Source organism: Lysinibacillus sp. 54212 (assembly GCF_036662795.1).
Classification (GTDB): domain Bacteria; phylum Bacillota; class Bacilli; order Bacillales_A; family Planococcaceae; genus Lysinibacillus_B.
On sequence record NZ_JBAFWZ010000020.1, the window covers coordinates 33350 to 59263 of the forward strand.

At 35.1% G+C, this 25914-nt stretch carries 27 protein-coding genes and 1 riboswitch; of the genes, 14 read left to right on the top strand and 13 right to left on the bottom strand.

Annotated features, from left to right (window positions below; all coding sequences use genetic code 11):
- Window positions 1-145: 145 nt before the first annotated feature.
- Both V4T18_RS13500 and odhB read left to right on the top strand, forming a co-directional pair.
- A complete protein-coding gene (locus V4T18_RS13500; protein ID WP_332650161.1) occupies window positions 146-2950 on the top strand; it encodes a 2-oxoglutarate dehydrogenase E1 component in 2805 nt (934 codons plus the stop codon).
- A gap of 111 nt (window positions 2951-3061) precedes the next feature.
- Window positions 3062-4306, top strand: coding sequence for a 2-oxoglutarate dehydrogenase complex dihydrolipoyllysine-residue succinyltransferase (odhB, locus tag V4T18_RS13505; protein WP_332650163.1), 1245 nt, complete (start codon window positions 3062-3064; stop codon window positions 4304-4306).
- A gap of 85 nt (window positions 4307-4391) precedes the next feature.
- Here odhB and V4T18_RS13510 read toward each other — a convergent pair whose 3' ends face one another.
- The 6 genes from V4T18_RS13510 to V4T18_RS13535 form a co-directional block, all read right to left on the bottom strand.
- Window positions 4392-5069: a site-specific integrase gene (locus tag V4T18_RS13510; RefSeq protein ID WP_332650213.1), complete on the bottom strand. Its 678-nt coding sequence runs from the start codon at window positions 5067-5069 to the stop codon at window positions 4392-4394.
- 65 nt (window positions 5070-5134) lie between these two features.
- Window positions 5135-5593: an Arm DNA-binding domain-containing protein gene (locus tag V4T18_RS13515; protein WP_332650165.1), complete on the bottom strand. Its 459-nt coding sequence runs from the start codon at window positions 5591-5593 to the stop codon at window positions 5135-5137.
- Between the two features lie 80 nt (window positions 5594-5673).
- A complete protein-coding gene (locus tag V4T18_RS13520) occupies window positions 5674-6168 on the bottom strand; it encodes an ImmA/IrrE family metallo-endopeptidase (protein ID WP_332650167.1) in 495 nt (164 codons plus the stop codon).
- Window positions 6169-6246: 78 nt separating this feature from the next.
- Window positions 6247-7866: a DUF2326 domain-containing protein gene (locus tag V4T18_RS13525; RefSeq protein ID WP_332650168.1), complete on the bottom strand. Its 1620-nt coding sequence runs from the start codon at window positions 7864-7866 to the stop codon at window positions 6247-6249.
- A gap of 201 nt (window positions 7867-8067) precedes the next feature.
- A complete protein-coding gene (locus tag V4T18_RS13530) occupies window positions 8068-8817 on the bottom strand; it encodes an HNH endonuclease signature motif containing protein (RefSeq protein ID WP_332650170.1) in 750 nt (249 codons plus the stop codon).
- A 224-nt stretch (window positions 8818-9041) separates the two neighbouring features.
- Window positions 9042-9419 carry a helix-turn-helix domain-containing protein gene (locus V4T18_RS13535; RefSeq protein WP_332650171.1) on the bottom strand — a complete coding sequence of 126 codons (378 nt, stop codon included), beginning with the start codon at window positions 9417-9419 and terminating at the stop codon, window positions 9042-9044.
- Window positions 9420-9584: 165 nt separating this feature from the next.
- On the opposite strand from V4T18_RS13535, the gene V4T18_RS13540 reads away from it, so the two are divergent.
- Window positions 9585-10067, top strand: coding sequence for a helix-turn-helix transcriptional regulator (locus V4T18_RS13540; protein WP_332650172.1), 483 nt, complete (start codon window positions 9585-9587; stop codon window positions 10065-10067).
- 25 nt (window positions 10068-10092) lie between these two features.
- Here V4T18_RS13540 and V4T18_RS13545 read toward each other — a convergent pair whose 3' ends face one another.
- Entirely contained in the window at window positions 10093-10485 is a 393-nt protein-coding gene (locus V4T18_RS13545; RefSeq protein WP_332650174.1) for a hypothetical protein, read from the bottom strand.
- A 349-nt stretch (window positions 10486-10834) separates the two neighbouring features.
- Between V4T18_RS13545 and V4T18_RS13550 the strand changes: the two genes are divergently transcribed.
- The 6 genes from V4T18_RS13550 (at window position 10835) to V4T18_RS13575 (ending at window position 17009) form a co-directional block, all read left to right on the top strand.
- Complete coding sequence (locus tag V4T18_RS13550; protein ID WP_332650177.1) at window positions 10835-12265, top strand: stalk domain-containing protein; 1431 nt, start codon at window positions 10835-10837, stop codon at window positions 12263-12265.
- 457 nt (window positions 12266-12722) lie between these two features.
- The gene (locus V4T18_RS13555) at window positions 12723-13472 is read left to right on the top strand and encodes a tryptophan-rich sensory protein (protein WP_332650180.1); all 750 of its coding nucleotides are present in this window, start codon (window positions 12723-12725) and stop codon (window positions 13470-13472) included.
- Between the two features lie 341 nt (window positions 13473-13813).
- A riboswitch (Lysine riboswitch) is annotated at window positions 13814-14000 on the top strand.
- A 101-nt stretch (window positions 14001-14101) separates the two neighbouring features.
- Window positions 14102-14956 carry a transporter substrate-binding domain-containing protein gene (locus tag V4T18_RS13560; RefSeq protein WP_332650183.1) on the top strand — a complete coding sequence of 285 codons (855 nt, stop codon included), beginning with the start codon at window positions 14102-14104 and terminating at the stop codon, window positions 14954-14956.
- Between the two features lie 80 nt (window positions 14957-15036).
- Window positions 15037-15774 (top strand): amino acid ABC transporter permease, encoded by a 738-nt coding sequence (locus V4T18_RS13565; RefSeq protein ID WP_332650186.1) that lies wholly within the window; start codon window positions 15037-15039, stop codon window positions 15772-15774.
- Complete coding sequence (locus V4T18_RS13570; protein WP_332650188.1) at window positions 15771-16505, top strand: amino acid ABC transporter ATP-binding protein; 735 nt, start codon at window positions 15771-15773, stop codon at window positions 16503-16505. Before V4T18_RS13565 ends, V4T18_RS13570 begins: the two co-directional genes overlap by 4 nt.
- 306 nt (window positions 16506-16811) lie before the next feature.
- Complete coding sequence (locus V4T18_RS13575; RefSeq protein WP_332650190.1) at window positions 16812-17009, top strand: DUF6501 family protein; 198 nt, start codon at window positions 16812-16814, stop codon at window positions 17007-17009.
- A 112-nt stretch (window positions 17010-17121) separates the two neighbouring features.
- On the opposite strand, the gene V4T18_RS13580 is transcribed toward V4T18_RS13575, so the two are convergent.
- The 4 genes from V4T18_RS13580 to V4T18_RS13595 form a co-directional block, all read right to left on the bottom strand.
- Window positions 17122-18225: a toxic anion resistance protein gene (locus V4T18_RS13580; protein WP_332650192.1), complete on the bottom strand. Its 1104-nt coding sequence runs from the start codon at window positions 18223-18225 to the stop codon at window positions 17122-17124.
- Complete coding sequence (locus tag V4T18_RS13585) at window positions 18225-18872, bottom strand: 5-bromo-4-chloroindolyl phosphate hydrolysis family protein (RefSeq protein ID WP_332650195.1); 648 nt, start codon at window positions 18870-18872, stop codon at window positions 18225-18227. The genes V4T18_RS13580 and V4T18_RS13585 overlap by 1 nt, the downstream gene beginning before the upstream one ends.
- 82 nt (window positions 18873-18954) lie before the next feature.
- Complete coding sequence (locus V4T18_RS13590; RefSeq protein ID WP_332650197.1) at window positions 18955-19236, bottom strand: acylphosphatase; 282 nt, start codon at window positions 19234-19236, stop codon at window positions 18955-18957.
- Window positions 19237-19292: 56 nt separating this feature from the next.
- Complete coding sequence (locus tag V4T18_RS13595; protein WP_332650199.1) at window positions 19293-21020, bottom strand: globin-coupled sensor protein; 1728 nt, start codon at window positions 21018-21020, stop codon at window positions 19293-19295.
- Window positions 21021-21143: 123 nt separating this feature from the next.
- Between V4T18_RS13595 and V4T18_RS13600 the strand changes: the two genes are divergently transcribed.
- Both V4T18_RS13600 and V4T18_RS13605 read left to right on the top strand, forming a co-directional pair.
- Complete coding sequence (locus V4T18_RS13600) at window positions 21144-21422, top strand: DUF1033 family protein (protein WP_332650201.1); 279 nt, start codon at window positions 21144-21146, stop codon at window positions 21420-21422.
- 247 nt (window positions 21423-21669) lie between these two features.
- A complete protein-coding gene (locus tag V4T18_RS13605; RefSeq protein ID WP_004230088.1) occupies window positions 21670-21870 on the top strand; it encodes a cold-shock protein in 201 nt (66 codons plus the stop codon).
- A 204-nt stretch (window positions 21871-22074) separates the two neighbouring features.
- Here the strand turns inward: V4T18_RS13605 and V4T18_RS13610 are convergent, their stop codons facing one another.
- On the bottom strand, window positions 22075-22635 hold the full coding sequence (locus tag V4T18_RS13610) for a helix-turn-helix domain-containing protein (protein ID WP_332650203.1): 561 nt from the start codon (window positions 22633-22635) through the stop codon (window positions 22075-22077).
- Between the two features lie 114 nt (window positions 22636-22749).
- Here V4T18_RS13610 and V4T18_RS13615 point away from each other — a divergent pair, with 114 nt between their 5' ends.
- A complete protein-coding gene (locus V4T18_RS13615; protein ID WP_332650205.1) occupies window positions 22750-24219 on the top strand; it encodes an L-lactate permease in 1470 nt (489 codons plus the stop codon).
- Here V4T18_RS13615 and V4T18_RS13620 read toward each other — a convergent pair.
- Window positions 24206-24853 carry a VOC family protein gene (locus V4T18_RS13620; RefSeq protein WP_332650207.1) on the bottom strand — a complete coding sequence of 216 codons (648 nt, stop codon included), beginning with the start codon at window positions 24851-24853 and terminating at the stop codon, window positions 24206-24208. The genes V4T18_RS13615 and V4T18_RS13620 overlap by 14 nt on opposite strands.
- A gap of 120 nt (window positions 24854-24973) precedes the next feature.
- Between V4T18_RS13620 and V4T18_RS13625 the strand changes: the two genes are divergently transcribed.
- The gene (locus V4T18_RS13625) at window positions 24974-25423 is read left to right on the top strand and encodes a MerR family transcriptional regulator (protein WP_332650209.1); all 450 of its coding nucleotides are present in this window, start codon (window positions 24974-24976) and stop codon (window positions 25421-25423) included.
- Window positions 25401-25754, top strand: coding sequence for a DUF4260 domain-containing protein (locus V4T18_RS13630; RefSeq protein ID WP_332650211.1), 354 nt, complete (start codon window positions 25401-25403; stop codon window positions 25752-25754). The genes V4T18_RS13625 and V4T18_RS13630 overlap by 23 nt, the downstream gene beginning before the upstream one ends.
- The last annotated feature ends 160 nt before the right edge of the window (window positions 25755-25914 follow it).

A 25914-nucleotide genomic window follows, 5' to 3' on the forward strand; every position in this document is an offset into this window, starting at 1 on the left:
GTAGTAAGATTGAGATGGAAAAAACGTTCTTCTATGTAAAGCGATTTCAGAAGTATCACTCTACTCAGAAGAATGGTAAAATATTATATAGATTCATTTTTTCAATAAATGGAACTGCCAAAAGGCATAGTGGAGGTTATTTTTCATGTCGAACAATGTATTACCTGCAGGTTCCCCGTGGGCAGCATTTGCTGGTCCTAACTTAGGTTATGTTTTAGAACAATATGACCTATATCTGCAGTCTCCTGAAGAAGTCGAAGCTGAATTAGTTGCTCTATTCCAACAATTCGGTGCACCAGTATTTGATGGTGTTGAAGCAATAACTGCTACTCAAGGTGTTGCTCAGGGTGATTATAAAAAAGTACTTGCAGCAGTTACATTAGCGAATGCTATTCGTCGCTATGGTCACTTAGCTGCAGATTTATATCCATTAAAAGATCGCAAGTTAGATAACTCACGTATCGATGAAAGCGCATACGGTTTGTCTTCTGCAGATTTAGCAGCTATTCCAGCAACAGTTTTCTTTAAAGAAGTACCAGCTGGAGTAAATAATGGTAAAGAAGCTATTGATTACTTAAAATCTGTTTACACTGATAAAATTGCATTAGAATATGAGCAAGTAATGGATGCTGAGGAGCACGCTTGGATTCAAGCGCAAATTGAATCAGGTGCTTTAAAGGCTTCCTTAAATAATGAAGAGAAAAAAGCATTACTAGACCGCCTAACTCATGTAGAGAATTTCGAAAAATTCATTCACAAAACATTTGTTGGTCAAAAGCGTTTCTCTGGAGAAGGCTTAGATACACAAATCGTTTTATTAGATGAAATTATTAAAACTGTAGAGCAAGCTTCGGTTAAAAATGTGCGTATTGGTATGGCACACCGTGGACGTTTAAATGTTTTAACGCATATTTTAAATAAGCCATATGACATGATGTTCTCTGATTTTGCACACGTTTCGAACGAATTATTCTTACCAGAAGACGGTCGCCTAGAAATTACAAAAGGTTGGACTGGTGACGTTAAATATCATATGGGTGCTTCTTATACTCGCGATTCGGGCACAAATGTTAAGTTAGCGTATAATCCTTCTCACCTTGAAGTAGTTGCGCCTGTTGTACTTGGTCAAACTCGTGCAGCACAGGATGAAACAACAAAAGCTGGTGAGGTAGCCCATGATGGAGGAAAAGCGCTAGGTATTATTATCCATGGTGATGCAGCATTCCCAGGTCAAGGGATTGTAACGGAAACATTAAACTTTGCAAAAACAGAAGGGTTCACAACTGGTGGTACAATTCACATTATTGCAAACAATATGATCGGATTTACAACGGAGCATTACGATTCACGTTCATCTGTTTACTCTTCAGACCCTGCGAAAGGCTACGAAGTACCAGTTATTCATGTGAATGCTGATAGCCCAGAGGCAGTTGCACAAGTTGGTCGTTTTGCAGCCGCATACCGTCAAAAATTCGGTAAAGATATTTTAATTGATTTAATCGGTTACCGTCGTTACGGTCATAATGAAACAGATGATCCGACTGTAACAAATCCAGATACGTATAAGTTAGTATCAAAACATGAGACAGTTCGTGTACTTTATGGAACAGAGCTGGCGAATGCAGGTATTCTTTCACAGGAAGAAGTGAAAAGTCTAGATACAAATGCTTATGCTGAAATGCAAGAAGCATACGATCATGTAAAAGCAATGGCGGAAAAAGACGAGCATGCTCATCTTGAAATCCCAGCAGAAGTACAAGTATCATTCCCAGAAATTGATACTGCAGTTGGTTTAGAGCGTTTAGAAAAAATCAATGAAGAGCTTCTAGCATTTGAAGAAGGCTTTGAGCCACAAAATAAACTAGGTAAAATCTTAGAAAAACGTCGTGAAAGCTTTGCAACTGAGAAAATTGATTGGGGTCATGCAGAAACATTAGCATACGCAACAATTATTCAAGATGGCAAGCCAGTACGTTTCACTGGTCAAGATGCTCAGCGTGGTACATTCTCACAGCGTCACTTAGTGTTACATGATAAAAATAATGGTGGTTTATTCACACCACTACACCATATTTCAGGAGCAAACGCATCCTTTACAGTTCACAACTCACCACTGACAGAAGCTGGTGTTGTAGGCTTTGAATATGGGTATAACATTGAGAATCCAAATGTGTTATCAGTTTGGGAAGCACAATTTGGTGACTTTGCGAACATGGCTCAAGTAATGTTTGATAACTTTATTTCTTCCGCACGTTCGAAATGGGGTCAAAAATCTGGATTAGTGATGCTTCTACCACACGGCTATGAAGGTCAAGGTCCAGAGCACTCTTCAAGTCGTATGGAGCGTTTCTTACAGTTATCAGCAGAAAATAACTGGTTTGTAGCGGACTGCTCAAATGCAGCAAACTACTACCACTTATTACGTCGTCAAGCGGCAATGTTAAATACTGAAGGTGTACGTCCGTTAGTTGTTGTTTCACCAAAGAGTTTACTTCGTCATCCATTAGCAGCAGCTTCTGCGGATGAGTTAGCAAACGGTAAATTCCGTGAAGTAATTGAGCAGCCAACTACTGGTAAAAATGCTAAGGCGGTTGAAAAAATCGTACTTGGTACAGGTAAAATTACAATTGATCTTGCAGAGCGTGTGAAGGATGGAGAAGGCTTTGATCACTTACACATTTTACGTGTTGAACAGCTTTACCCATTCCCAGCCCAGCAAGTAAAGGATATTATTGCTCGCTATCCAAAAGTAAAAGAAATCGTATGGGTTCAAGAAGAGCCGAAAAACCAAGGTGCTTGGAATTTTGTGCTTGAACAATTATATGAGCTATCAGAAGGTAAAAAAGTTCGCTATGTAGGTCGTCCTGCAATGAGCTCTACTTCTGAGGGTGACGGTGATTCACATAAAGCTGCACAAGCACAAGTAATTTCTGATGCAGTAGCGAAATAATTTGTTTTTTCTAATGAGAAATTAATGAGATTTGGGCTACTTGTTGTGAGTAGCCCGCCCATTTGCCGTATACTAGTAGTGCAAGTGGTTTAACTAAAGGAGGATATTAACGTGGCTGAAATTAAAGTCCCTGAATTAGCAGAATCGATTACAGAAGGTACGATTGCCCAGTGGGTGAAAAAAGTTGGAGATCGCGTTGAAAAAGGCGAATTTATCGTTGAATTAGAAACTGATAAAGTAAATGCAGAAATCATCTCTGAAGAAGCAGGCGTATTAACACAAATTTTAGCTCAAGAAGGCGATACTGTACTTGTTGGACAAGTAATCGCAGTTGTAGAAGCAGGCGAAGGCGCAGCACCAGCACCGGCAGCACCAGTAGCTGAAGCGGCACCAGCTGTTGAAGCACCAAAAGCAGCAGCACCAACACCAACACCAGTTGTAGAAGAAACTTCAGGAGAGCGTGTAGTAGCTTCTCCAGCAGCTCGTAAATTAGCTCGTGAAAAAGGGATTGACCTAGCTGCAGTTTCACCTGTAGATCCACAAGGTCGTGTTCGTGTACAAGACGTTGCAGCTCACGGAACTGCACCTGCTGCACCACAAGCAGTAGCACCAGTTGCTACTACAGGTCCTGTAATTTTCACACCTGCTGCAGAATCAGACCGCGTAACAATCGAGAAAATGTCTCGTCGTCGTCAAACAATTGCAAAACGTTTATTAGAAGTTAAGCAATCAACAGCAATGCTAACGACTTTCAACGAAATTGACATGACAAATATCATGGCATTACGTAAACGCAAGCAAGATCAATTCGTTAAAGCTAACGACATCAAGCTTGGTTTCATGTCATTCTTTACAAAAGCGGTAGTAGCAGCACTTAAGAAATATCCTTACGTAAACGCTCAAATCGTAGGTGATGAAATTCACTTAAACAACTTCTTCGATATCGGTGTAGCTGTATCAACAGAAGAAGGTTTAGTAGTACCAGTTGTACGTGATGCTAACGGCAAAAACTTCGCGCAAATCGAAAAAGATATCGCAGAGCTAGCAGGAAAAGCACGTGACAAAAAATTAGGCTTAAACGACATGGCTGGTGGTTCATTTACAATCACTAACGGTGGTGTATTCGGTTCATTAATGTCAACACCAATCATGAACGGTACACAAGCTGGTATCCTTGGTATGCACTCAATCGTAAACCGTCCAGTAGCTGTAAACGGCGAAGTTCAAATCCGTCCAATGATGTACGTGGCACTTTCTTATGACCACCGTATCATCGACGGTAAAGATTCTGTAGGCTTCCTAAAAACAGTTAAAGAATTAATCGAAAACCCAGAAGATTTATTATTAAATTCATAATAAACCTAATCCCCCAGAAACGCTGATATACCAGTGTTTCTGGGGGTTTTTTATGTTCGTAAAACTCTAAAAATAACATTTGTTGTTATTTTGTTTTTTCGAGGATGTCATCGAACATGCCTTTAAGTTTTACGGCTGTTTTTTCACGCATTTTATTTGTGATGTGCGTATAGATCTTTAGTGTAGTGTTAACATTATCATGCCCAACACGTTCCATAATAGATTGTAGGTCAATACCAGCTTCAGTCATCATCGAAACATGAGAATGTCGGAAGAAGTGGGGGGGCACGTTCTTCTTGATATTTGTGTAGCTAAGTAAATTTTTCAGGTGATTGCCTACATGAACATTATTGTAAGGATAGCCGTGACGATTGCAAAAGACAAAATTCTTATCATGATAATAGAAGTTTGGATCAATACTTCTTCTCTGCGTTAATTTCTTTAACTGCTTCATTTTTAGTTGTCGGAGTAAATCTGCTAAAAAATCTTCAATTGTAATCGTTCTGATAGATTTTAGTGTTTTTGGGGTAGTCAATTCGTATTCATTTAAACGCTTGCTTTTAGAGTAATGATTTTTAGTAATTTTGATCGTTTTGTTTTTGAAGTCTATATCCGACCATTTTAATGCACACAATTTACTAGAGCGCATCCCAGTGAAAGCAAGTGTATAAAATAATTCAAGGTCATTGTCACGACCTTTTTCTTTTGCAACGTTCAAAATTTCAGTGATTTCATGGCTTCTAAATATTTTTGCTCTATCGATTCATTTTCGATTTCTTCAATAGTTAGACGCTTTTTTGGCAAAACTACACCGTTTTTGGGGTTTTCTTAAATTAATCTATCACGTATAGCATATTTGAATATTTGTCCTGCCGTCACATTAACTGCACTTACTGTGTTACGGGAATATTTATCCGATACCTGATTAATTAGCCTTTGATAGTTAGAATGTGTAATGTTTCCTATTGGCATCTTGGCGTAATATTCTTTTAAAATTCCTATAGTGTATATTTTCATTTGAAGCGTAGATTTTTTGTTACCCTCAATTTTATAGTTAGAAAACCATTCATCGGCTACTTGACCAAATGAAAGTTTTTTCCCATCTCGAATATTAACGTCATCCTCTAAAGCGTTTATTACTTCCTCAACAGCCGCCTTTGCTTCCTTCTTACTTTTTCCACGTCTGGTAATTTGTTGACGCTTACCCGTTGCTGGATCAAATGGGGCATCTGCAACACATACCCATCGTTCTTTTCCACTTGTAAGTTTAATTTTATAACAATGCATTGATATCACTCCGTAGAAAATTTGTTAAGAAAAGTATAAAGGTTAGCTAACAAGTTAACTAACCGGATTATGCATAATTGTTACTTCATATGTATTTGTTGGCTCCATTGAACGTACAAATTATTAAAATATTGATCAAGTCGTTTTAGTGCAAATTCTTCTGTCACATTGAATTTTTGTTGCACAAGCAGCAATGAGTTACGTTTGTGTTTTAAATTCATTTCCTCCAGCATAAACGTTGGAACGGCAGCGTGATACATAAAGTGATTTGCTTTATATTCTTGATACTCAACAAACGATTTAGGCAATCGGCTTTGACTGCCAGTATGTAATAATACATGTCCAAGTTCGTGACAGAAATCTTGCCATTGTTGTTGAGGGGAGAGGGTTTCGTCGAGCATGATATAGCCTCTATCCTTAAAAAATAGTGCCTGGCTAGATTCTTTCCAATAAAATACATTTATACGTAAGCATTGAGCGATTTTTCGGAAATCCAGTTGTTCTGAGTGGAATATACCAACTTTTTTATACATCTCCTTTACATAAGATTCTGTGTAAGTCCAAACTTGTTTCACAAAATCATCTCCATAAGAAAAATAAGAACAAACGTTCTACTGTGGTATATAATAAAACCCCACTATTTGGTAGTAGGGTTATTTTAAGTTTTTCTTAAATAGATAACCGTCATCGCTATCTGAAATCCTATGCTTAATCCATTTTTTATTTTCGATATAATCCCAATCTAAAGTTCGATCGTTTCGAAGAGTTAGAATAAGCTGAAGGTCGTGCTTTTTAAATATACGATCTGTTATCTTTAATAAGTCAAAAAGGTTTTTTGAGTCAATACCATCAGTTATATCAGTGTCTAAAATTAAAAAGTCGATTTTTCTTTCAAAACAGATATTATTTAATAACAATATGAAAATATAGTAAATAATTATTTTCATATTGCCTTTTCCAGTACCTCTATCGTCATCATATTTAAAAGTAATTTTAAGTTTGTCTTTATAATCAATGTTAAATTCTACATTTTTATCTGTTTTATACACCAAGTTCACAAAAGTTGTTAAAAATCTCCTGTAATAATTAATTCTATTAACTTGTTTGGAGATTATTTCAGGTATTTCAATATTTTTAACTTTTGCAATTTCTTTTATATTATCATCTACTATGGATGTAATTACTTTTCCGCCATTTTGAACTAGAGCATTTAGTATAATGTCTTCAAATTTATAATCATCAAATTTGTCATTATTTATATTATGAATATTGAATAATTCATTTAGCTCACGGTATTTTAGTCTTAAATTACTTTGTAATCTATTTAGTTCAGTATTGTTTTTTGAAATTTCATTTTCTATGACCCCTATATTTTCTGAAATTAATGAGTCGTGGAATACTCTAGCTTCCTCAAAAGATTTCTTTATGTAATCACCCAGTTCTATTTCTATTATTCTAAAAAAGGATTTAAAATCTTCGAAGGAATCAATATTTGATTTCGACATCAATTCATTTAATGAGACTGATAATTTTTTATTTTTTAAATTTATTAGATTGATTTTCTTTTCTAAACGGCTAATCTCATTTTTGATAGTGCTTATTTTTTCGATAATACTTTTATTTGACTCAGATATATTTTCAATATTAGGAACTATATCTGGTATAATGTTTAGTGATTTTTTTAGAGTATTTAAATATTTATTAAAGTTTTTTTGCTCACTAGTAATTTGTTTGGTTTGTGAGTGTTCTTCAACTTTATCAGTTGCTAAACTGAGTAAAAATGATTGAAATAATGATGTTTTATATTCGGGTTCTTTTTTAAAACTTTTAAGAGCTTCCTCAAATTTTATTGATGTACTACTTAGATAGAAAAAGTGAAATAGGTTCCGCCATGTTAAAATAGCAGAGTCATTTTTACGATTAAAATAATAATTTAATAATTTCCTTTTCCAATCTTCGATATCCCAAGGGACAGTTGAACTGGAATCTCCAATTAATTTATTATGTTCAGTTGAAATTTTCCTACTATACTCATTTTTTTGGCCGTCAATGTCAATAATAACTTTTATAGAAATATCCTGTAAATCTTTATGTTTTGACAGAATATTTTTACCATAATCGGCACCAAAAATATAATTAATAGTTTCTAAAAATAAACTTTTCCCTAAACTATTTGTTGTATTTAATTTTTTTTCTGCAAGTATAATATTGACTCCGGTCGTTAAGTCAATAGGCTTAAAATTAGGGAAATCACTATTGATTTGATGAATCATAATTATTGTCCTCGCTTTCTTTCAGAATACCTAGCGTATATAAGAGAGTTAGTACCTTAATATACTCATCAATATCTTTAAATATCGAATTATCGTAATCATTGCAATTTTTAGAAATAAAACCATTTGGATTTTCTGAATAAAGTTGCATGCTCTTATATATATAAGATTTTTCGAAGGGAGTAAATTTATCTGGTATTATCATTTTAAAAATACCTCACATATTACAAAATAATAATTTAAAACAATTTCATTACCTAAAACTTGATTACCAGGGTCGTACATATGTTCTAACATTTTATCATATATTTCTTCTTGATTATCAATATTTTCTGATAATCTATTATAAAGTATCTTTATGGCTGCTTGTAATTTTATAGCTATAATTGGGTTATCCTCTAAATTTTCTTTCAAAACAAATAATTCAGCAGCATAGAGAGATTTTATTCTTCTTTTTTGTCGAATATTAAACTTGTTTTTATCCATTTTTTTTACGTACTCGATTTTTTTGAAATCAGGGTGTTTTTCAATAACCATCTGAATTTGTTCGTCTGTTACATCGAGCTTGGAGATAAGGTTTTTATAAAATCCCTCTAATTCTATGAAGTTGTCTTGATTATTTATACCTAATTGCCTTTTATATTCTTCTTCTAATTTAAATTTACTTCGATAAGTATCATTTATATCTAATAACTCTTGAACAGTATAGGTATTCAAATCCTCATCATCAATTAAATCATGACATGAGTTGCATAAGCTTAAACCATTTTGAGGTGAGGCAATAAACTCCTCATTATAATTTGATCTATATTCAGATCTTGGACCATTCATAGCTGCGGGAATAATATGTGCAATCCTAGGTTTGGTTGTTGGAATATGACATATCATACAACGGTGTTTAGAAATTATTTGTAATTCCCTTTTTACAGTGCTAGAAAATTCTATCCTCAAAGTACTTGTCTCCTTTAAATTGGTGTTAAATAAAATTAATGTAATTTACCTCAATTATTATTTCGATACTGAGGAAGGTATCTCAAAAAATATTAAACAAGGTATTGACGATAATGTTTTTTGAAGAGGAATAAAGTTTATTTTAAGAATTGTGTAAAAATAAATTAATATACTACATTTATGTATTATATTTACAAACGTTGAATAAAAAATTGGACATGCTGTTATAGCATGTCCTTATTATTTTCTGCTTTAATCATTTCCCAAATGGTACGTAGTTTTCGAAGCTCTTCTTCATTGGAATTTGGCAATTCTTTATACCAAACGCCTAGTTCAGGATCATTGATAAAAGCTTGGAATTCAGCCTCATCATGTTCTTGTGGTGTAAGTACAGGGGTGTCTGTGCGGCCGAGAAGGTAATCAGTACTGACTCCAAAAAAATCGGCTAATCGTTGTAAAGTATCAGTGTCGGGTGAGCGATTGCCATTTTCATAACCTGATATAGAAACTTTAGTTACATTTATTTTGTCACCAAGTTCAGTTTGAGTTAATTGTCTTTCTTTTCTAAGTTGCTTTAGGCGCTCTCCATTCAATAAAAACACCTCATTTCATTAATTATTATTATACAAGTTAACCGTTAGATAACAAATACAGAACACTATAGTTAACTAAATAGAAACTTTTTTGTTTAAAGTCATTGACAGTTACGTATAAGTTAATTATTATATGGTTAACAAGAGGTTAACCTAAAGCAAGGAGGTAATTTTATGACTCTTGAAAAATTAAAAGAAATCCGAGTTAAACATGAGTTAACTTATCAACAAGTTGCAGATGAAACTGGTATTTCAAAGGAACACTATTGGTTTATAGAAAATGGTAAACGTGGCTTAACTTATGAAATGGCGATACGAATTGCAAAAGTGTTTAATAAAAATCCTGATGATATTTTTTTAAACAGGCAGTTAACTTGTTGTGAACTTTCGTGCGTTATATTGCAAAAGGAGGTGAGAGGGATGAAAAAGAGTGCGTTAAGAATGAAACTTGCAAAAGCAAGAACTCAGCTTTCAATAACAATAGATAGCTTGGTAAAAGCTGTTCTTGAAGATAGTTCTTCATATGCAGATGCAGTAAAAAAAATAAAGAATACTAGATGGGTCTTCAGTGGAGAGTATTCTGAAATAATCATCGAAGATGCTATTAAAAAGGTTGAAAAAATTGCACTGGAACAGCCAATAGAGAAGGACTGCTAGTTCATAACAATCCTTCAAATAACTTTTAGATTGCTTTCATTGAATCTATCTTATCTTTTAGCATTTGATCAATGATTTTAAATTGTTCTTTAACATTTTCGAATTCAGAATCTAGTTCAATAAAGTCGTTTGATTGGGACTCAAGGACTTCCTTAAATTCTAGATACAGAATATCGAAAAAGGAGAAGAATGATGAAAATTCATAGTGATGCAAATCAATGAAGCACGAATAGTAAACTTTTGAACCAGTGCGCAAGCTATAAATCTCAGCTAAATCTAAGTGTAGTAAAGGTACATCATTTAAATTGTTGTGAAGTTTAAGTGTCTGATAAACAGAATTCATTCTATCAAACTGTTGGTTTAAATGTTCACGAAACTCCATGTAGCTTGCAAGTTCTTTTAGTATTAAATCATCCATATGTAATCACCTCACTTTCAAGGTGATTATAGCAAATAACTTGGGAGGAGGTGAGAGGGATGGAGCAGCAACCTTTAAAAAAAGAGGATGCGCTACAGATTGCTTTAAAGGCACTAACTGAGAAATTACATGGGTGTACATTTTTGTAGGGGGAGGGTGCCCTTATTGAAAACATAAAATTAATTTATGAAAGTAAATAGTTTATTTTACCAAAGTGATTACAAATTTTACTACGAATGTTCATGTGAAAAAACGCTCATGTATTCTGCACTATCTTTTATTCTAATATTGAATTATGATAGATTTTATACCATAATTATAATTAATATACAAATATTGGAGGGTGTTTATGAAGAAATTTAAAATACTCCTTGTAGCGATGTTAGTTTCGTTGTCATTCAGTTTCGCGAACGCTGATGAATCGAGTGCTGCATCTGGAATATCAATCTATATTAATGATGTAAAACAGTCCTACAGCGATAAGGCAATTATTAAAAATGGTTCAACTCTAGTTCCGCTTCGAGGAATATTTGAAGCTCTAGGTGCCGGAGTTATTTTTGATTCAGAGGACCGGTCTATTGAAGTATCAAAAACCACGGGCAAGATGTGGCTTAAAACCGCTTCGAAACCTACAGACCCATCCTACTCATTTTCTACAAAGATTTTTCTTAAAATCGGTTCGAAAACAACATACGTGAATGGAAAAAAAGTCACAATTGCGATGCCAGCTCAAATTGTAAAAGGTAGTACATTGGTTCCTTTACGCTTTATTAGTGAAACACTTGGTGCTGAGGTGAGATGGGACGCCAAGAAAAAAACAATCAAAATTATTACTCCAGAAGTATCAAAGCAAATGAAGGCTCATTTCATTGATGTTGGACAAGGCGACTCAACTCTATTACAACTTGCAACTGGAGAAAATGTTTTAGTGGATGCTGGCACTGATGAAGCTGGCGAAAAAGTAGTGGCTTATTTAAAATCGTTAGGAATCAAAAAGTTAGATTATGTAATTGCAACGCATCCAGATGATGAGCATATCGGAGGTATTACACATGTACTAAATGCATTTCCGGTGGGCACTTTCATAGATTCTGGTGTAACACACACATCTCAAACTTATGAGGATATGCTATTTGCAATTAAAAAGAAAAAAGTAAAATATGTTGTACCAAAGCATGAGCAAATATTATTACACAACAATAATGTGAATTCGTATTTACAGATTTTAAATGCAAACCCCGATGCGGATGATATCGATGACGCTAGCTTAGTAGTAGCTGCTGGCTTTGGTAAAAGTGATGTCTTATTGATGGCCGATGCAGATAGCGAGATAGAAAGAAAATTATTATATTTTGCAGATATTCCTGGCACAATTATAAAAGCTGGTAATCATGGATCTGACATAAGCACTTCATTGGATTTCTTAAAATCTACTAGTTATCCTGAATCGGTTATTTTGAGTTACGGTAAAGACAACGCTTACGGTTATCCTCACAAAAGTGTTTTAGGTAACATCAAAGCAGTTGGTGCTAAAGCTTACTCGACGGCTCAAGATGGGACAATCATCGCTACTATAAATAGTGATTCTTATTCAATTGACGCAAAAGAGTTCAAACCAGGTGATGAGGTAGTAGAACCAGAACCACCTACATCTCCTAATAATTCGTACAAGAACTGTACAGAGTTAAGAAAAGATTTCCCAAAAGGTGTTCAAAAGGGACATTGGGCTTACCAACCCAAAATGGACCTTGATGGAGACGGTTGGGCATGTGAATCTTAAATAACACGAAAAAGACTATCTCGGTTGAGGTAGTTTTTTTGATCGATTTTAAGTTGCCAAAAAGTGTTCTACAGGCAAGAGGATAAAAAACATAATGAAAAGGAAAATTTATGAAAAGAATTCAAAGGAGTTACATAGTAAATTTGAGTTTTAACCTATTATACAGCGGGTTGAGAAGTTTCCTGAAGAATAAAAAAGAGTATAGAACTATTAATTTCATAATTAACAGTATCCCCCACAATCGTTGGTATATCAATGATTGTGGGGGACTTTTTTGTTTTAACTTGGTAATTTGAATATGTGGTATTCAGGATAGGCATATAACTCTATAGAGTTCCTTTGTTACCTTGATTATTTATAGTCTATGAGCCACTCCTAAATTGTTTTAGAAAGTCATGTATATTGCCCTCTTGGAACGAAATATATTGAAGTAAAGATCTTTTGAGGGGGGAAAGACATGAAATGGTTAGCCGTTATTAGTTATTTGGCAATGATTAGCATTAATGCTTTAGCCACCACGGTAGGGATAAACGGAAAAACGACAGGTGAAATCTCTAATGAAGTAGATGTATTATTTACTCCTGCCGGGTATGTGTTTGCTATTTGGGGGTTAATTTATATTTTACTAGGAATATGGCTCTTCCAACAGCTCCGTCTTCCAACAGATGAGGTGAGTCGGTATAGAATAGATCTTTTCCTTATTACATGCCTTTACAATATCGCTTGGTTGTTGAGCTGGCATTATAATTACTTCCTTATATCTGTAGTAGTTATGATTTGCCTATTATTAAGTTTGATTATCATTTATAGGAGTTATCCAGCAGGTGATTATCGCTTATCTGATAGACTGCCGTTTTCGGTTTATTTAGGGTGGATTAGTGTAGCGCTAATGGCAAATATCAGCTATGTACTGAAGTATTATGGCTGGAATGGTTGGGGTATTTCAGAACAAACGTGGGCCCAAATATTACTGTTATTAGCAACATTATTAGCCTTTTATATTCGTGTGAAAAACAGAGATATTTTATTTTCATTCGTTGTTATTTGGGCTTTTATTGGTATTGCCGTACAAAATGGAAAAGATGCGGGAGCTTTATTCTATATGCCATTCGTTTACAGTTTATTGCTGTTGTTTTGGATATTTGTTGGGATGAAATGGGACATTCCTAGGAAGATGAAATCTTTAAAGCCTTCATCAAAAAATTAGCTGTGAGTTATCAACATCTAGTTTTTTTTGAAGAGAAAAGAATCATATAATCTATTATAGGATTACTTGTACACCAATAAAGATATAGGAACTGGTATGAAATGAATAATGTTTAGATATTGAACCATCACATAATTTTATATGTCCGTAGAGATTTATGTGACTTTAGTCTTGTTGAAAGTGCGTAGCAAGGTGGGAATCGTATCCTTGAAGTGAATGTAAATGAATGCAAAATGAAGTATATATTAGCATATTGTTTCATATATCAGAAAAATGAATATTGACACATAAATCAGAATGTTGTAATATTCTATTATTAATTAAATATAAACCTCACAGTCTCGTGAGGTAGAGGCGCGGTATTTATTAGTTTTTCATAGAGTTAGAGCAAACGATGAAATGAAAAAGAAGGAAATATCGCCGAAGCGTGTTCGTAGGCTCACTACGTTTCGCTGGGTCTGCAATGAATAATTGCAGGACTGTCTTGTTTGATCCTTCCCGTTCATTACAAGGTGTGCTATCTCAATATGGGAACTAGAGGATATGGGCTAATAATATTCAAGCGACCTTAAGTTCTTCTAAGGTCGCTTTATTTATTGCCTAAACTTTCAGAAAAAGGAGAGAATCGTATGAAAAAGAAGCTTTTAGTATTGATAGCAGGGATGATGACAGTGTTAATTCTTGCTGCATGTGGTTCTGATGATGGTAAAACAGGTTCATCGTCAAATGACAATGACCAAGAAAAAGAAGAAAGCAATGTTTTACGAGTTGGGATGGAAGCAGGTTATCCACCGTTCAACTGGACTCAAATGGATGATGGAAACGGTGCAGTGAAAATCGACGGGGCTGCTGAATATGCAGGTGGCTATGATGTTGAAATCGCCAAAAAGGTTGCTGAAGGTCTTGGCAAAGAGTTAGTTATTGTAAAGATGGAGTGGAACGGATTAGTTCCTGCCGTGCAGTCAGGTGTAGTTGATGCCATTATTGCAGGGATGAGTCCGACTGATGAACGAAAGGAATCAATCGATTTCACAGAAAACTATTATACGTCTGATTTTGTTATCGTTGTGAAAAAAGGTGGTCCATTTGAAAAAGCTAAAACATTAGAGGATTTTGCAAAGGCGAAAATCACATCTCAATTAGGTACGACTAACTATGATGTAATCGATCAAATTCCTAATGTTGATAAACAAACAGCAATGGATGATTTCAATGCAATGCGCGTTGCATTAAAATCAGGCGTTATTGATGGCTATGTAGCGGAGCGTCCAGAAGCGGTTTCGTCAACAGCAGCGAATAAGGACTTTGCTTATGTAGAGCTTCAAAAAGGGTTTAAAACAAATCCAGCTGATACAGCAGTAGCAATCGGTGTACGTAAAGGGTCAGATCTTACAGACAAAATGAATGAAATTATTAAAGGTATTTCTGAAGAAGAACGTACAAAATTAATGGATGCTGCGATTGCTAATCAACCAGCTCAATAATAAATAATGGGACTAGCCGAACATAATTTTGTCGGCTAGTTTTTCTAAAAGACAGTGATTGAACTGTTAGGGGGATTTTCATGAGTTTAGAAACAATACTCAATATTCTAGAAAATAACTGGCCAATGTTTTTACGAGGTGCAGGGATAACGCTAATGATTGCAATTATTAGTACAATCATTGGTGTGCTTATCGGATTTTTTATTGGAATTATGCATACAATTCCAGTGCGAAAACGTTCGGTGAAAAGTATTGCTTTAAAAATATTTAACTTCATTTTATCGTGCTATGTTGAAGTATTCCGTGGTACTCCAATGATTGTACAGGCGATGGTAATATACTTCGGTTTATTCTCATATGGCATCAAGCTTGATACATTCGTCGCTGCACTAGTCGTAGTAGGTTTAAATACGGGTGCCTATATGGCAGAAATCGTACGCGGTGGCATTGTGTCCATCGATAAGGGGCAATATGAGGCGGCACAAGCAATCGGGATGAACCATCTGCAAACGATGATTCATGTAGTTCTTCCACAGGTTGCTCGAAATATCCTACCTGCTACCGGTAATCAGTTAGTAATGAATATAAAGGATACAGCAGTATTAAATGTTATAAGTGTAACCGAGCTTTATTTCCAATCAAAGTCGATTGCATCGATCAATTATAAATTTGCGGAAACATTTTTAATTACGTGTTTAATCTATTTAGCTATGACCTTTACAGCAACTCGTATCCTACGCTGGATAGAGAGAAGAATGGATGGACCTGATGCATATAAAAAAGTAGATCAACATAGCGGAGGGGAAGTCTTACAATGACAAACGTAATTGAAATACAAAATTTAAGTAAATCTTTCGGCTCGAATGAAGTCCTTCGTGATGTGAATTTTAATGTGCAAAAAGGGGAGGTTGTTTGCTTAATCGGCTCATCTGGTTCTGGAAAATCAACCCTTCTACGCTGCATTAATCTACTTGAAACCCCGTCTGGTGGGAATATCGTGTATAAAGGTGACAATATTTTAGGTGATAAGCATAATATTGAAAAATATCGTACACACTTAGGAATGGTTTTTCAGCAATTTAACCTTTTTAATAATTTAGATGTCCTTGGCAATTGTATAGTAGGGCAGCAAAAGGTGCTAAAGCGTTCGAAGCAAGAGGCAACTGAAAAGGCACTAAAATATTTACAAGTTGTCGGCATGGATCAATACAAAAACGCAAAGCCACGACAGCTTTCTGGCGGTCAAAAGCAGCGTGTAGCGATTGCCCGAGCACTGGCAATGGATCCAGATGTAATGCTATTTGATGAGCCAACATCTGCACTAGACCCAGAAATGGTAGGGGAAGTATTAAAAGTAATGCGTACGCTTGCAGACCAAGGGAATACAATGCTCATTGTAACTCATGAGATGGAATTTGCGCGTGAAGTATCAGACCGAATTGTCTTTATGGATAAAGGGGTCATTGTTGAAGAGGGGCATCCTGACGAAGTGTTAGTGAATCCAAAGCACCAGCGTACAAAGGAATTTTTAAAGCGTACGTTAAAATAAACATTCAATCGACAAGTGATGGGCTTGTCGATTGTCTATCCCTATCTTCTTGAATTCCATTCTGAATAAAAAATAAATATAATAGCAAATGCAATGGCAATTGCGAAAAAACAAACGGGAACAGGACCAAATGCCATGAATAAATCACCTCTTTAACAATATTTTAACATGTGGAATATAGCAAGGAAACGATTAAAAATACAATATTCTATCGCATTTTGCATATTTACTACCAAATATAATAAAAATCGTTTAAAATAAGTGTATCTGTTAGAGCATATGTCTCTTAAAAAGTGAGGGAAAATAATGTTACATTTAAAATGGAAAGATGCGCCAACAATCCGTACAGTAAAATGTGTACATACAAATGCATCAAAATATTTAGTATCCAATGTACTGACGGTTGGAAAAGAATACGAAGTGAAAAACGAAACAGAGGAGTTCATCTTCGTTATTGATAATACAGGAAATGTAGGCGGTTATTACAAAGAATACTTTGAATAAGGGTATTATGTAATAGGCTAGGGTGGTGGATAATTTCACTGCCCTTTTTTTTACGGATAAGAAGAGGGGGTGCTAAGAACGTAAAGTGTTCTAAGCGCCCCCTTTGCTTTGTCTACATTAATTCTGATTCCGTTTGAAGTCGCTTTTCATTGGCTACTGCTTGTACTCGTAGCGTTTCTTCAACATCCTGTAATAATCTGAGCTGCGTTTGCTTAAAGTGATCAATTTCCTCATGTCTAATACTACGGTTGCCTTTCTTATCCTGAGACGTGACCTTAATCATTTTTGCATTTTTCTTCATTAGTTCATCTGATGCTTGCAATAATCGTTGCTGAGCAAGATTGGCGCGACGTTGATTATTCATACTTACAAGCATTGAAATCTGTGATTGCCAAAGCGGAATAGTTGTCATAATCGATGATTGAATTTTATCAATTAACATCCGATTGGTTTGCTGGATTAACCGAATTTGTGGAGCAGACTGAACCGCGATTTCTCTAGATATTTCTAAATCATAGATTCTTCGATCGAGCCATTCGAGAGCCATTTGCAAATCTTGCAATTGCTGATGCAGCATCGGGTCATTGGAGGCCTGTGCCTTTTCATTTAATACAGGTAATTGCTCATTTTGTAGCTCCTGGCGCTTTACTTCTCCTGCGGCAATATAAATATTAATTTCATTAAAATAGTCTTCATTTAGCTTGAAGAGCTCGTCAAGCATATTATAGTCCATTAATAAGTTTTGCTGAGAATGGGCGAGCTGAATACCTAAACGGTCAATATGCTTGCTTAAGCGATTGAAATGGGTCATTATTTCCTGGATAGAAGAATGCTGCTTTTTAAAGAGTCTTCCAAAAAATCCGGCTTCCTTTTCAATTAGTGCATCAGGATCAACCTTTTCTAAATGATCCATAAGCTGAAATAAAATATCCCCAACCTGTGATGTATCCTTACGCTGCACATGTAGGAGCATTTTAGACGTAAAGGATTTTAACGAAGATTGTGCTGCCAAACCAAAGGAAAGGACATCTTCATATGAGCCTACATTCATACTTCCTGCTAGCTTCATCGCACGTTTTTGATCAAAGGTGCTTAACGATAAAAAAAGGGGAGTAGGGGCATTGTTTTGCAAATGATATTCGTATTGCTCACTCGCTGCCTCGGCCAATGAACTCCCTGATGATTGAAACGCCTCAAACGGATTTTCGCTTTTCACTAGTGGCCACCACCTATTTGCTGACGTTCTTTTCGCTTTTCATTTTCCAGCTTCGCAAAATCTAGCTCTAATTTTAAATCCTCGATATCTGATTGAAGTGCCAGCTTTAGGTCGTCTTCCATTGTAATGTGTAATTCCTTTAATGTTTTACGTGTATCCTCTAACGCAATATGAATGTCTGTACCTTGCACTTGCTCCTTTGTTAGCAGCGTATATTTATCCGTTAATTCGACTGCTGAAGGTAGGTGAGCATAGAAAAAGTCTTCTACTACGAAAAATTTTCGCGGACTCGTTTGAACAATATTGACGATTCGACGAGAAAGCTTACTCATATCGTTAATAAGCTTAAAGGATTTTAACGATCGTACACGAATATACTGTTGATTTAATTTAAAGATTTGTTCTTTTGCCTGCTTTAGCTGCTTTTCGATATGATTATATTCTGAGCGTGAAATGCCTAATTGCTTACTACGCTGATATTTTTGAAAGCTTGCTATTCCTTTGTTACTGGTAAAATAACTAGCTATGGATAGCAACGGAACAAGGATGATACCTAAATCAAAGTTTATTACCGTTAGTATAAAAACGGAAAAACCTACTAGCCAATTAATGGCATGTCTTGTAATAAAGTTTGATACGCCTAGCATGTTCACACCTCCCTTTTCATTCTAATTAATAATACGGACGATAGAAAAAAAGGTTTCATTTCTATAACAGAAAAGCCGGATACTAAACAATATCCGACTTCATCACTGTATAACCGATTAGATCCTCAAACACTCTGACATTAAATTGATTGGATTCGGCTTGTAAGCTAACGCCCCTTTGAACAAAATCAATAAATTCATCAATTGCCTTTGTGCTTCCTTCTACCTCAACCTCTAGCTTTTCATCATGATTCAACTGACAATAACCCTTCAAACCAAGCTCAATCGCTTTTTGCTTAATGAAAAACCGATAGCCTGTACCTTTAACATCTCCAAAAAACTCAATTTTAACGCGTTTTCCCATACGAATCCTCCTTTAAAAATAGACAAAACGAAGCTCGCTTTGCCTATTTCTATTATTTAGTTCATCATACGTTCTTTTTGTAGCGCTTGAATTAAATCGTTGATATAAAATAAAACTTGTGCTGAGGCCGCTTCAATTTCTTTTAAGTGAGCTTCAGCCTTTGGAATATCGTAATTGTTAAAGGCAATAACAGCATCTTTAGCAGAAATATGAACTTGCTCATGGTACTTATCTAGCTCACGATAGGAAGGGTGACTCCCGAAACGCTCGTGTGCTTTATCAGCAAAATACCATTTTCCTAAACGACACTCTTTATGTGATGATACATCGTTAGGCGTTAGCTTTTCAAGACCTAGGAACATATTGTACACTTTCCATTTCCATAGGATATGATCTGCCTTTGAAAGCTCTAGTAGGGCAATGCTTGAAAGCTGAACATTATTATTTGTAATCACATCATTTCTGAAACGGTTAATTTCTTGACCAAGTAAATGAATATCACGGGACGTATTTGCTCCATATTCACGAATATCCTCCTGTAGCGTTGAAATCTGAACTAAACGGGAGGAAACTTCATCAATTGCTGCAGCCTGTTGCTCCGTTACCGCTGCAGTATTCGTTACATCTAAGTTTATACTTTCGATAATATCGACAATAAGATTTAATAACGGAAGAGAGTCCTTCGCTTCGTTTGTCGCTTCTTTAATGATTTCTGTTGTTTCAGTTATCGATTTTGCTACTGTATTAGAATAATTTTTTAAGGAATGAACATTGCTTGTTACTTCACCTAGAGCCTTTACAGTACCTTCAGCAAGTTTTCGAACCTCCTGGGCAACGACCGCAAAGCCTTTTCCATGCTCGCCAGCACGTGCAGCTTCGATGGATGCATTTAGGGCAAGTAAATTCGTTTGATCTGCAATACCGTTGATTAAAGTCACTACATTTTCAATATCATTAACATGCTGCTGTAACTCGGAAAAGCTACTTACAATAGACGTAAAGGTATCTTCTGTTTTAAAAATTTCGGATAGGGCATGTTCAATGGAATGTTTCCCTTTCACTGCATTATCTACAGAATCACTAGTTTTCTCAGCAATACGCGAAGAGGAACGAGCAATTTCATTAATAGAGGCTGCCAATTCTTCAGCAGCAGCAGATGAAGTCGATATCTCGTTTGCCTGATGATCGAGGCTAACAACTAAATCTTTCATATACATTATTTTTGCATTCACATCCATTAAAGATGAAATTTCCTCCACAACGTTTTCAATCATTCGCTCTGTCATTACTTCTGTTAAAAGCTCTTGATCAATATTGACAGCTGAAGATACTGATTTCATTAAATCAAATGCCTTATAAGGCTTAATTGCAAAATGATGTAGAATAAGTGTATTTAAATAAAACGAAAATTGATTAAATAATACGATTACTTTTCCTGGCTCAAAACGGTGGAAGCGCAATAAATTAAAAAATCTTACTGTTGCTGTTACGTAATCATTGTTTCTTGCGCCTAAGAAAAATTGGTTTAAATAGGTATCGATTTGTTGCTTTGTAATCGGATTTTTTCCATTTGGGGAAATTTCTTCTAAGTATCTCATGAAAATATCCTGCATCGTCGGTGTTACTTCCTGAATACGATTATAAATATCTTTTAAATTTTGTTGATCATGCTGTTTAAAATTATTGAATACTAACGTATCATAAAAACGACCTACTGCTGGAATATCTGTACCACGTGAAAACAAATCATTTAAATCTGCTTTTGGTTTAATTGTAGAAAACATATGTAATATTTACCTCCCCAGAAAAATATATCTAGCATATATTATCATATTTAAAGTCGTAATGATAGACATTTTAGACTATGGTTATTAAAATATAATAATGAAGAAAAGAGGTGTCGAGCATTGTTTAAAATAATTTATATGAAGGCAGATTTTGAACCGTGGTGGCAATTTGAAGGATGGGAATCATTCATTGTATCGACATATCACTTTGAAACAAGGATCGATTTTGATGAAGGATTAAAAAATATTTTAACTTCGTTTCGTGAGAAGTATAAAAACGAGGAAATGAGGAAAGATAAATACATCGCTTTCTGGGATGAGCAGGAATGCGAATACTGTGAAGGCTGTGATGAGGATGCTCAAGTTTATCATGGTTTAATATTAGAAATGTCTCCGTAGAGAGAAGAAACTTTATGAATAAACAGAAATAACGGAAAATTTTATTAAAAGCAATAAGAAATGTTTGACATAGTGTAAAATGATGGTATACTAAGAGTAACAATAAAATTGTTTGACCGGATACAATGGATTCACATATTACAAAGAGTGATCGATGTAAGTCTCGGTACTCTTCGTAATATGTGAATTTTTTATTACGGTAATCAATTCCATATTGTTCACTTTTATTTTTTGGAGGTTTTCTCAAATGAAACAAGGTACAGTAAAATGGTTTAACTCAGAAAAAGGCTTCGGATTCATCGAAGTAGAAGGCGAAAACGACGTATTCGTACACTTCTCAGCTATCCAAGGCGAAGGTTTCAAAACTCTTGACGAAGGTCAAAAAGTTGAGTTCGAAGTTGTAGATGGCAACCGCGGACCACAAGCTGCTAACGTAACTAAACTTTAATTCCTAAGAATTAAACTTAAATTCGTTAATTCGAGACATCCTATACTATATAGGGTGTCTCTTTTTGTTTGAATTCATACTTCGTGTTATTCAATGCATATCTAGGCATCGAAATAATTGTTGGAAGTAGTTTTCGTTTCTAATAAATAAATGTACAGAACGTTGAAGCGATTAACAATAACCTAATCGCTTCTTTATGTTCTATTATTTGCTGCTCTTGCTTGAATCGATAATAACATAGTATTCGCAAGGAGAATCTAAAAGGTTTTTAAAGTGATGTGTTGTATCGGCGCTATAGTAAACCGAATCTCCTTCCTCTAACACTTCTTGAAAATCTCCATCCCCTAAAGTTAATTGTAATTTACCTTTTGCTACATAAACCGTTTCCGTAACACCGGGTTTGTGTGGTGGGAACACACTAGACTGTCCATTTGCTGGCATTATATTTAACAAAAATTCAATCTCATTCATTGAAAATGAGGGGGATAGTAGGTGGCGTTGAAACATTGATTTCTCGTCAATATAAATTAACCGTTCCTCTTTTCGTGTAACGATTACCTCTTCCTTTTTACGTTCCTCCAACAGGGTAGAAAGCGTTGTATTTAACCCTTCAGCAATCTGACAAGCAACTTGTAACGTTGGATTTTTTTCATCTCGTTCGATTTGAGATAGCATTGATGCACTAATCCCACTTTTTTCTGCTAATTGTTTTAAAGTAAAGTCTTTTTTAAGGCGGTATTCTTTTACTCGTTTACCGAAATTCATTAGGAAACCTCCAATTTATGTATTGACAATTTTTACTATAGTGGATAAAATTCACTATAGTGTTTAAAAGGCGTAGATATTTCACTATAGTGAATTGGAGAGGGGATATTTAAAATGTCATTTTTTCTTTCGTGTATTCCAATACTGGTTATTATGATTTGTATCTTTATATTAAAAAAATCATCCATTTTTTCAGGGGTAGTAGCGCTTTTCGTTACGCTCTCCTTAATGATTCTACCTAGCTTCAATCATACCACAATTAATTTATCACATCCTTTTATTAAAAGTAGCTTAACTACTTTATCGATTGCGTACATATTAGTTTTTGGTATCTTTTTATTTCAATTAATGGAACAAGCAGGCGCGATTCAAGGTTTAGCAAATGCAATTAAAAGTGCGACACCAGACCGTTTTTATCAAATTCTATTACTCATTTTATGTTTTTCACCGTTAATAGAGTCGATTAGTGGTTTTGGGCTTGCTGTTATTATTATTGCGCCAATATTAATAGCATTAGGTATAGCTCCGATAAAAGCGGCTCTTTTGGCCCTAATTAGTCTGTGTATCATACCTTGGGGAACGTTAAGTATGGGTTCAATCATTGGTGCAAGCTTAGCACACATTGAATTATCTGCTTTAGGACAATGGAGTGCTGTCCTAAGCATTCCACTATTTGTGTTTATTGCATTTTTATCAATTGGGATTGGGCTGGATTGGAGTGCAGCAAGAATGAGATGGAAGGAAATTGTATATTTCGGTTTAATTTTAGGGGTAGCCATCCTGGGATGTAATCGGTGGATTAGCGTTGAATTAGCAGGGGTGTTTGGCTCAATTATCATGATGGGAGCGATTTTTATACGAATTAGAAAACAAGCCAATCTAAATTATCGCGCTCTGTTTTACTTTCTAACGCCATATATTTTACTTATTATTCTATTGTTTTTTTCAAGGACAATACCTTTTGTTCAGCAAACACTGCTTCAATTAGGTACATGGAATATTAAGGCGTTTCAATTTTCTCTTTCTTTTCTGTATTCACCAGGCTTCTTCCTTATTATTGTCAGCTTATTTACAATTCTTTTATATAAATTAAACTTGAAACAAATTAGAGCCAGTGCTGTGAGAACATGGCAACAGTGCCTGCCTATTTTATTTTCAACTTTTCTATTTATAAGTGTAGCAGAATTAATGTCCCTGAATAGTATGATTACCATTTTAGCTGGCACAATCGCTAGCTTGATGGGGCCTGCCTTTCTTTATTTTTCACCTATTATTGGTGCGACCGGGGGCTTTTTGACAGGAAGTAATACTGCGTCCAATTCTATGTTAATCCGATTGCAAACTGAGACAGCGCATCTTGTAGGTATTAGTTCAGTAGAAGTGGCTGCCTCTCAAAATGTCAGTTCCTCATTTTCGACAATGATGAATCCTGCAAAAGTGGCTTTAAGTTGCTCAATTTGCAATGAGAAAAACAAAGAGAGCATGATTCAAAGGGAAATACTTAAAGTAGGTATAGGTACTGTTTTGATCATCATGCTCGTATTAGGTTTTATTCAGATCTTTTCAGAGTTCAATAGTTTTTAATCGTGCCTCTATTCGTTGTAATAATGACTGGTGCTTCTATTGCTAGTTTGTCAGAAAAGATCCATCTTCTTCCTACCGGGCCAACGAGAATAAATGCACCGTCTTCATATTCACCCATAAAGTTTAGGGATTCATTGGAAATGACTTCATTATGCTTTACTGGTATCGAAAGATTTAGTATTTCTTCAACACATGTATTTACATCCTGTGCTGTTAAGCCTATTTCGCTAATATTTACTATATGACCTGCTTTAAAATGCTGTTGTGCTGCTTCTGTTGTCGTTTCGCTTCTTGCAATATATTCAACAATGTTGCCAGCAGGATCTTCGAAGTAAAATGACTTTGCTTTTGATGCCGTGAAGCTTACTTCGTCTTGACCAACCTCTAGCGATAAAGGAATCTTCGCTGCTACCCAGTCTTTTGCAGATTGGAAAAGATTCGGTGGAATGTTGAAGGCGAAATGATAGTAGTATGCGTGTGTTTCGTCTTTGTGCAAAGTAAATACACTTTCGCCTGTTTGGAAGCTGGTAGAATCAGCTCCTTCTCGTAACGGCTGGAATTGCATTGTATTTTTATAAAAGGAAACAGTTTCTTCGTAGTTTGATATGAACAGCTCAAGCTCATGAATTTTCATTACAATCACCTCTATACCTATCATAAGAAAGTGGGATTGATTTTCATATACAACATTTGACTGAAAATTCTTGACGTTAGAGTTTACTCCAATGCTAGGATAAAGGTGGAGGGGATTTACGTGTACATTAAGGATTTTGCATTAAAGTATAAAGTATCGATTGATACGATTAGATACTATGAAAAAGAAGGGTTATTACATCCGTCTCGATTAGAAAATGGTTATAGATATTATGATCAGCCCTGTGAAAAATCAATCAAGTTTATACTAGTATTAAAGGAACTTGGCTTTTCATTGCAAGAAATTCGTTCATTACTTTTGTTGGATCAGCAATCAATTAGCAATGACTGTAAAGAAGCTACTACTGGAATATTTACAGAAAAAATAAAAGCGATTGAAAAGCAAATGGAATTATTTAATGTAGCCCTAACTGCATTAAAAACGACGGAACATTTAATACGGGAAGGGGAATACGAAGCAAATAAAATAAAAACAGAAGAAATGGTGGAAGAGATGTTTAAAAAGATGAGTAGTGAGGTGGAATTGGATGCATTTACAAAATTGGATTAGAAAGGAGTATATCATTGGATTTATCTGTATTTTTATTATTTATATAGGACTAGACTATTCGATTCTACTATTCTTTATGCTCCTATTAGTACCAGATGTATCGATGGTTGGCTATGTTATGAATACGAAAATAGGTGTTCTCCTCTACAATATCGTTCATCATTTAAGTTTACCTACTATACTTCTAACAATTTGTATTAGATTTAACATAGATCCTCTAATTCCAATCTCATTGATCTGGATTGCTCATATTTTAATGGATCGTGCACTAGGATTCGGACTAAAATACACAAACAATTTTAAAGAAACTCATTTGCAAAAGATAGTCTAAAAGGAAGAGAATAATAAATGAAATTAATTATAGCACTGCGTTTTCTTTTAGAAATAGTCATAATAATTGGAGTTGGCTACGGTGGTTTTAATCTCGGGAGTAGTGTTTTAAAATGTACCCTATAAGATGGACACTTAAAAAAGTCCTCTTGTAGGGTACT

Coding starts and splice junctions, on each gene's coding strand:
- V4T18_RS13540 (WP_332650172.1), top strand. CDS start 9,585: ATGACTCTTGAAAAATTAAAAGAAATCCGAGTTAAACATGAGTTAACT.
- V4T18_RS13610 (WP_332650203.1), bottom strand. CDS start 22,635: ATGAATTTCGGTAAACGAGTAAAAGAATACCGCCTTAAAAAAGACTTT.
- V4T18_RS13560 (WP_332650183.1), top strand. CDS start 14,102: ATGAAAAAGAAGCTTTTAGTATTGATAGCAGGGATGATGACAGTGTTA.
- V4T18_RS13515 (WP_332650165.1), bottom strand. CDS start 5,593: ATGCATTGTTATAAAATTAAACTTACAAGTGGAAAAGAACGATGGGTA.
- V4T18_RS13615 (WP_332650205.1), top strand. CDS start 22,750: ATGTCATTTTTTCTTTCGTGTATTCCAATACTGGTTATTATGATTTGT.
- V4T18_RS13585 (WP_332650195.1), bottom strand. CDS start 18,872: ATGCTAGGCGTATCAAACTTTATTACAAGACATGCCATTAATTGGCTA.
- V4T18_RS13595 (WP_332650199.1), bottom strand. CDS start 21,020: ATGTTTTCTACAATTAAACCAAAAGCAGATTTAAATGATTTGTTTTCA.
- V4T18_RS13525 (WP_332650168.1), bottom strand. CDS start 7,866: ATGATTCATCAAATCAATAGTGATTTCCCTAATTTTAAGCCTATTGAC.
- V4T18_RS13590 (WP_332650197.1), bottom strand. CDS start 19,236: ATGGGAAAACGCGTTAAAATTGAGTTTTTTGGAGATGTTAAAGGTACA.
- V4T18_RS13565 (WP_332650186.1), top strand. CDS start 15,037: ATGAGTTTAGAAACAATACTCAATATTCTAGAAAATAACTGGCCAATG.
- V4T18_RS13630 (WP_332650211.1), top strand. CDS start 25,401: ATGCATTTACAAAATTGGATTAGAAAGGAGTATATCATTGGATTTATC.
- V4T18_RS13500 (WP_332650161.1), top strand. CDS start 146: ATGTCGAACAATGTATTACCTGCAGGTTCCCCGTGGGCAGCATTTGCT.
- V4T18_RS13575 (WP_332650190.1), top strand. CDS start 16,812: ATGTTACATTTAAAATGGAAAGATGCGCCAACAATCCGTACAGTAAAA.
- V4T18_RS13555 (WP_332650180.1), top strand. CDS start 12,723: ATGAAATGGTTAGCCGTTATTAGTTATTTGGCAATGATTAGCATTAAT.
- V4T18_RS13570 (WP_332650188.1), top strand. CDS start 15,771: ATGACAAACGTAATTGAAATACAAAATTTAAGTAAATCTTTCGGCTCG.
- V4T18_RS13605 (WP_004230088.1), top strand. CDS start 21,670: ATGAAACAAGGTACAGTAAAATGGTTTAACTCAGAAAAAGGCTTCGGA.
- V4T18_RS13620 (WP_332650207.1), bottom strand. CDS start 24,853: ATGAAAATTCATGAGCTTGAGCTGTTCATATCAAACTACGAAGAAACT.
- V4T18_RS13545 (WP_332650174.1), bottom strand. CDS start 10,485: ATGGATGATTTAATACTAAAAGAACTTGCAAGCTACATGGAGTTTCGT.
- V4T18_RS13550 (WP_332650177.1), top strand. CDS start 10,835: ATGAAGAAATTTAAAATACTCCTTGTAGCGATGTTAGTTTCGTTGTCA.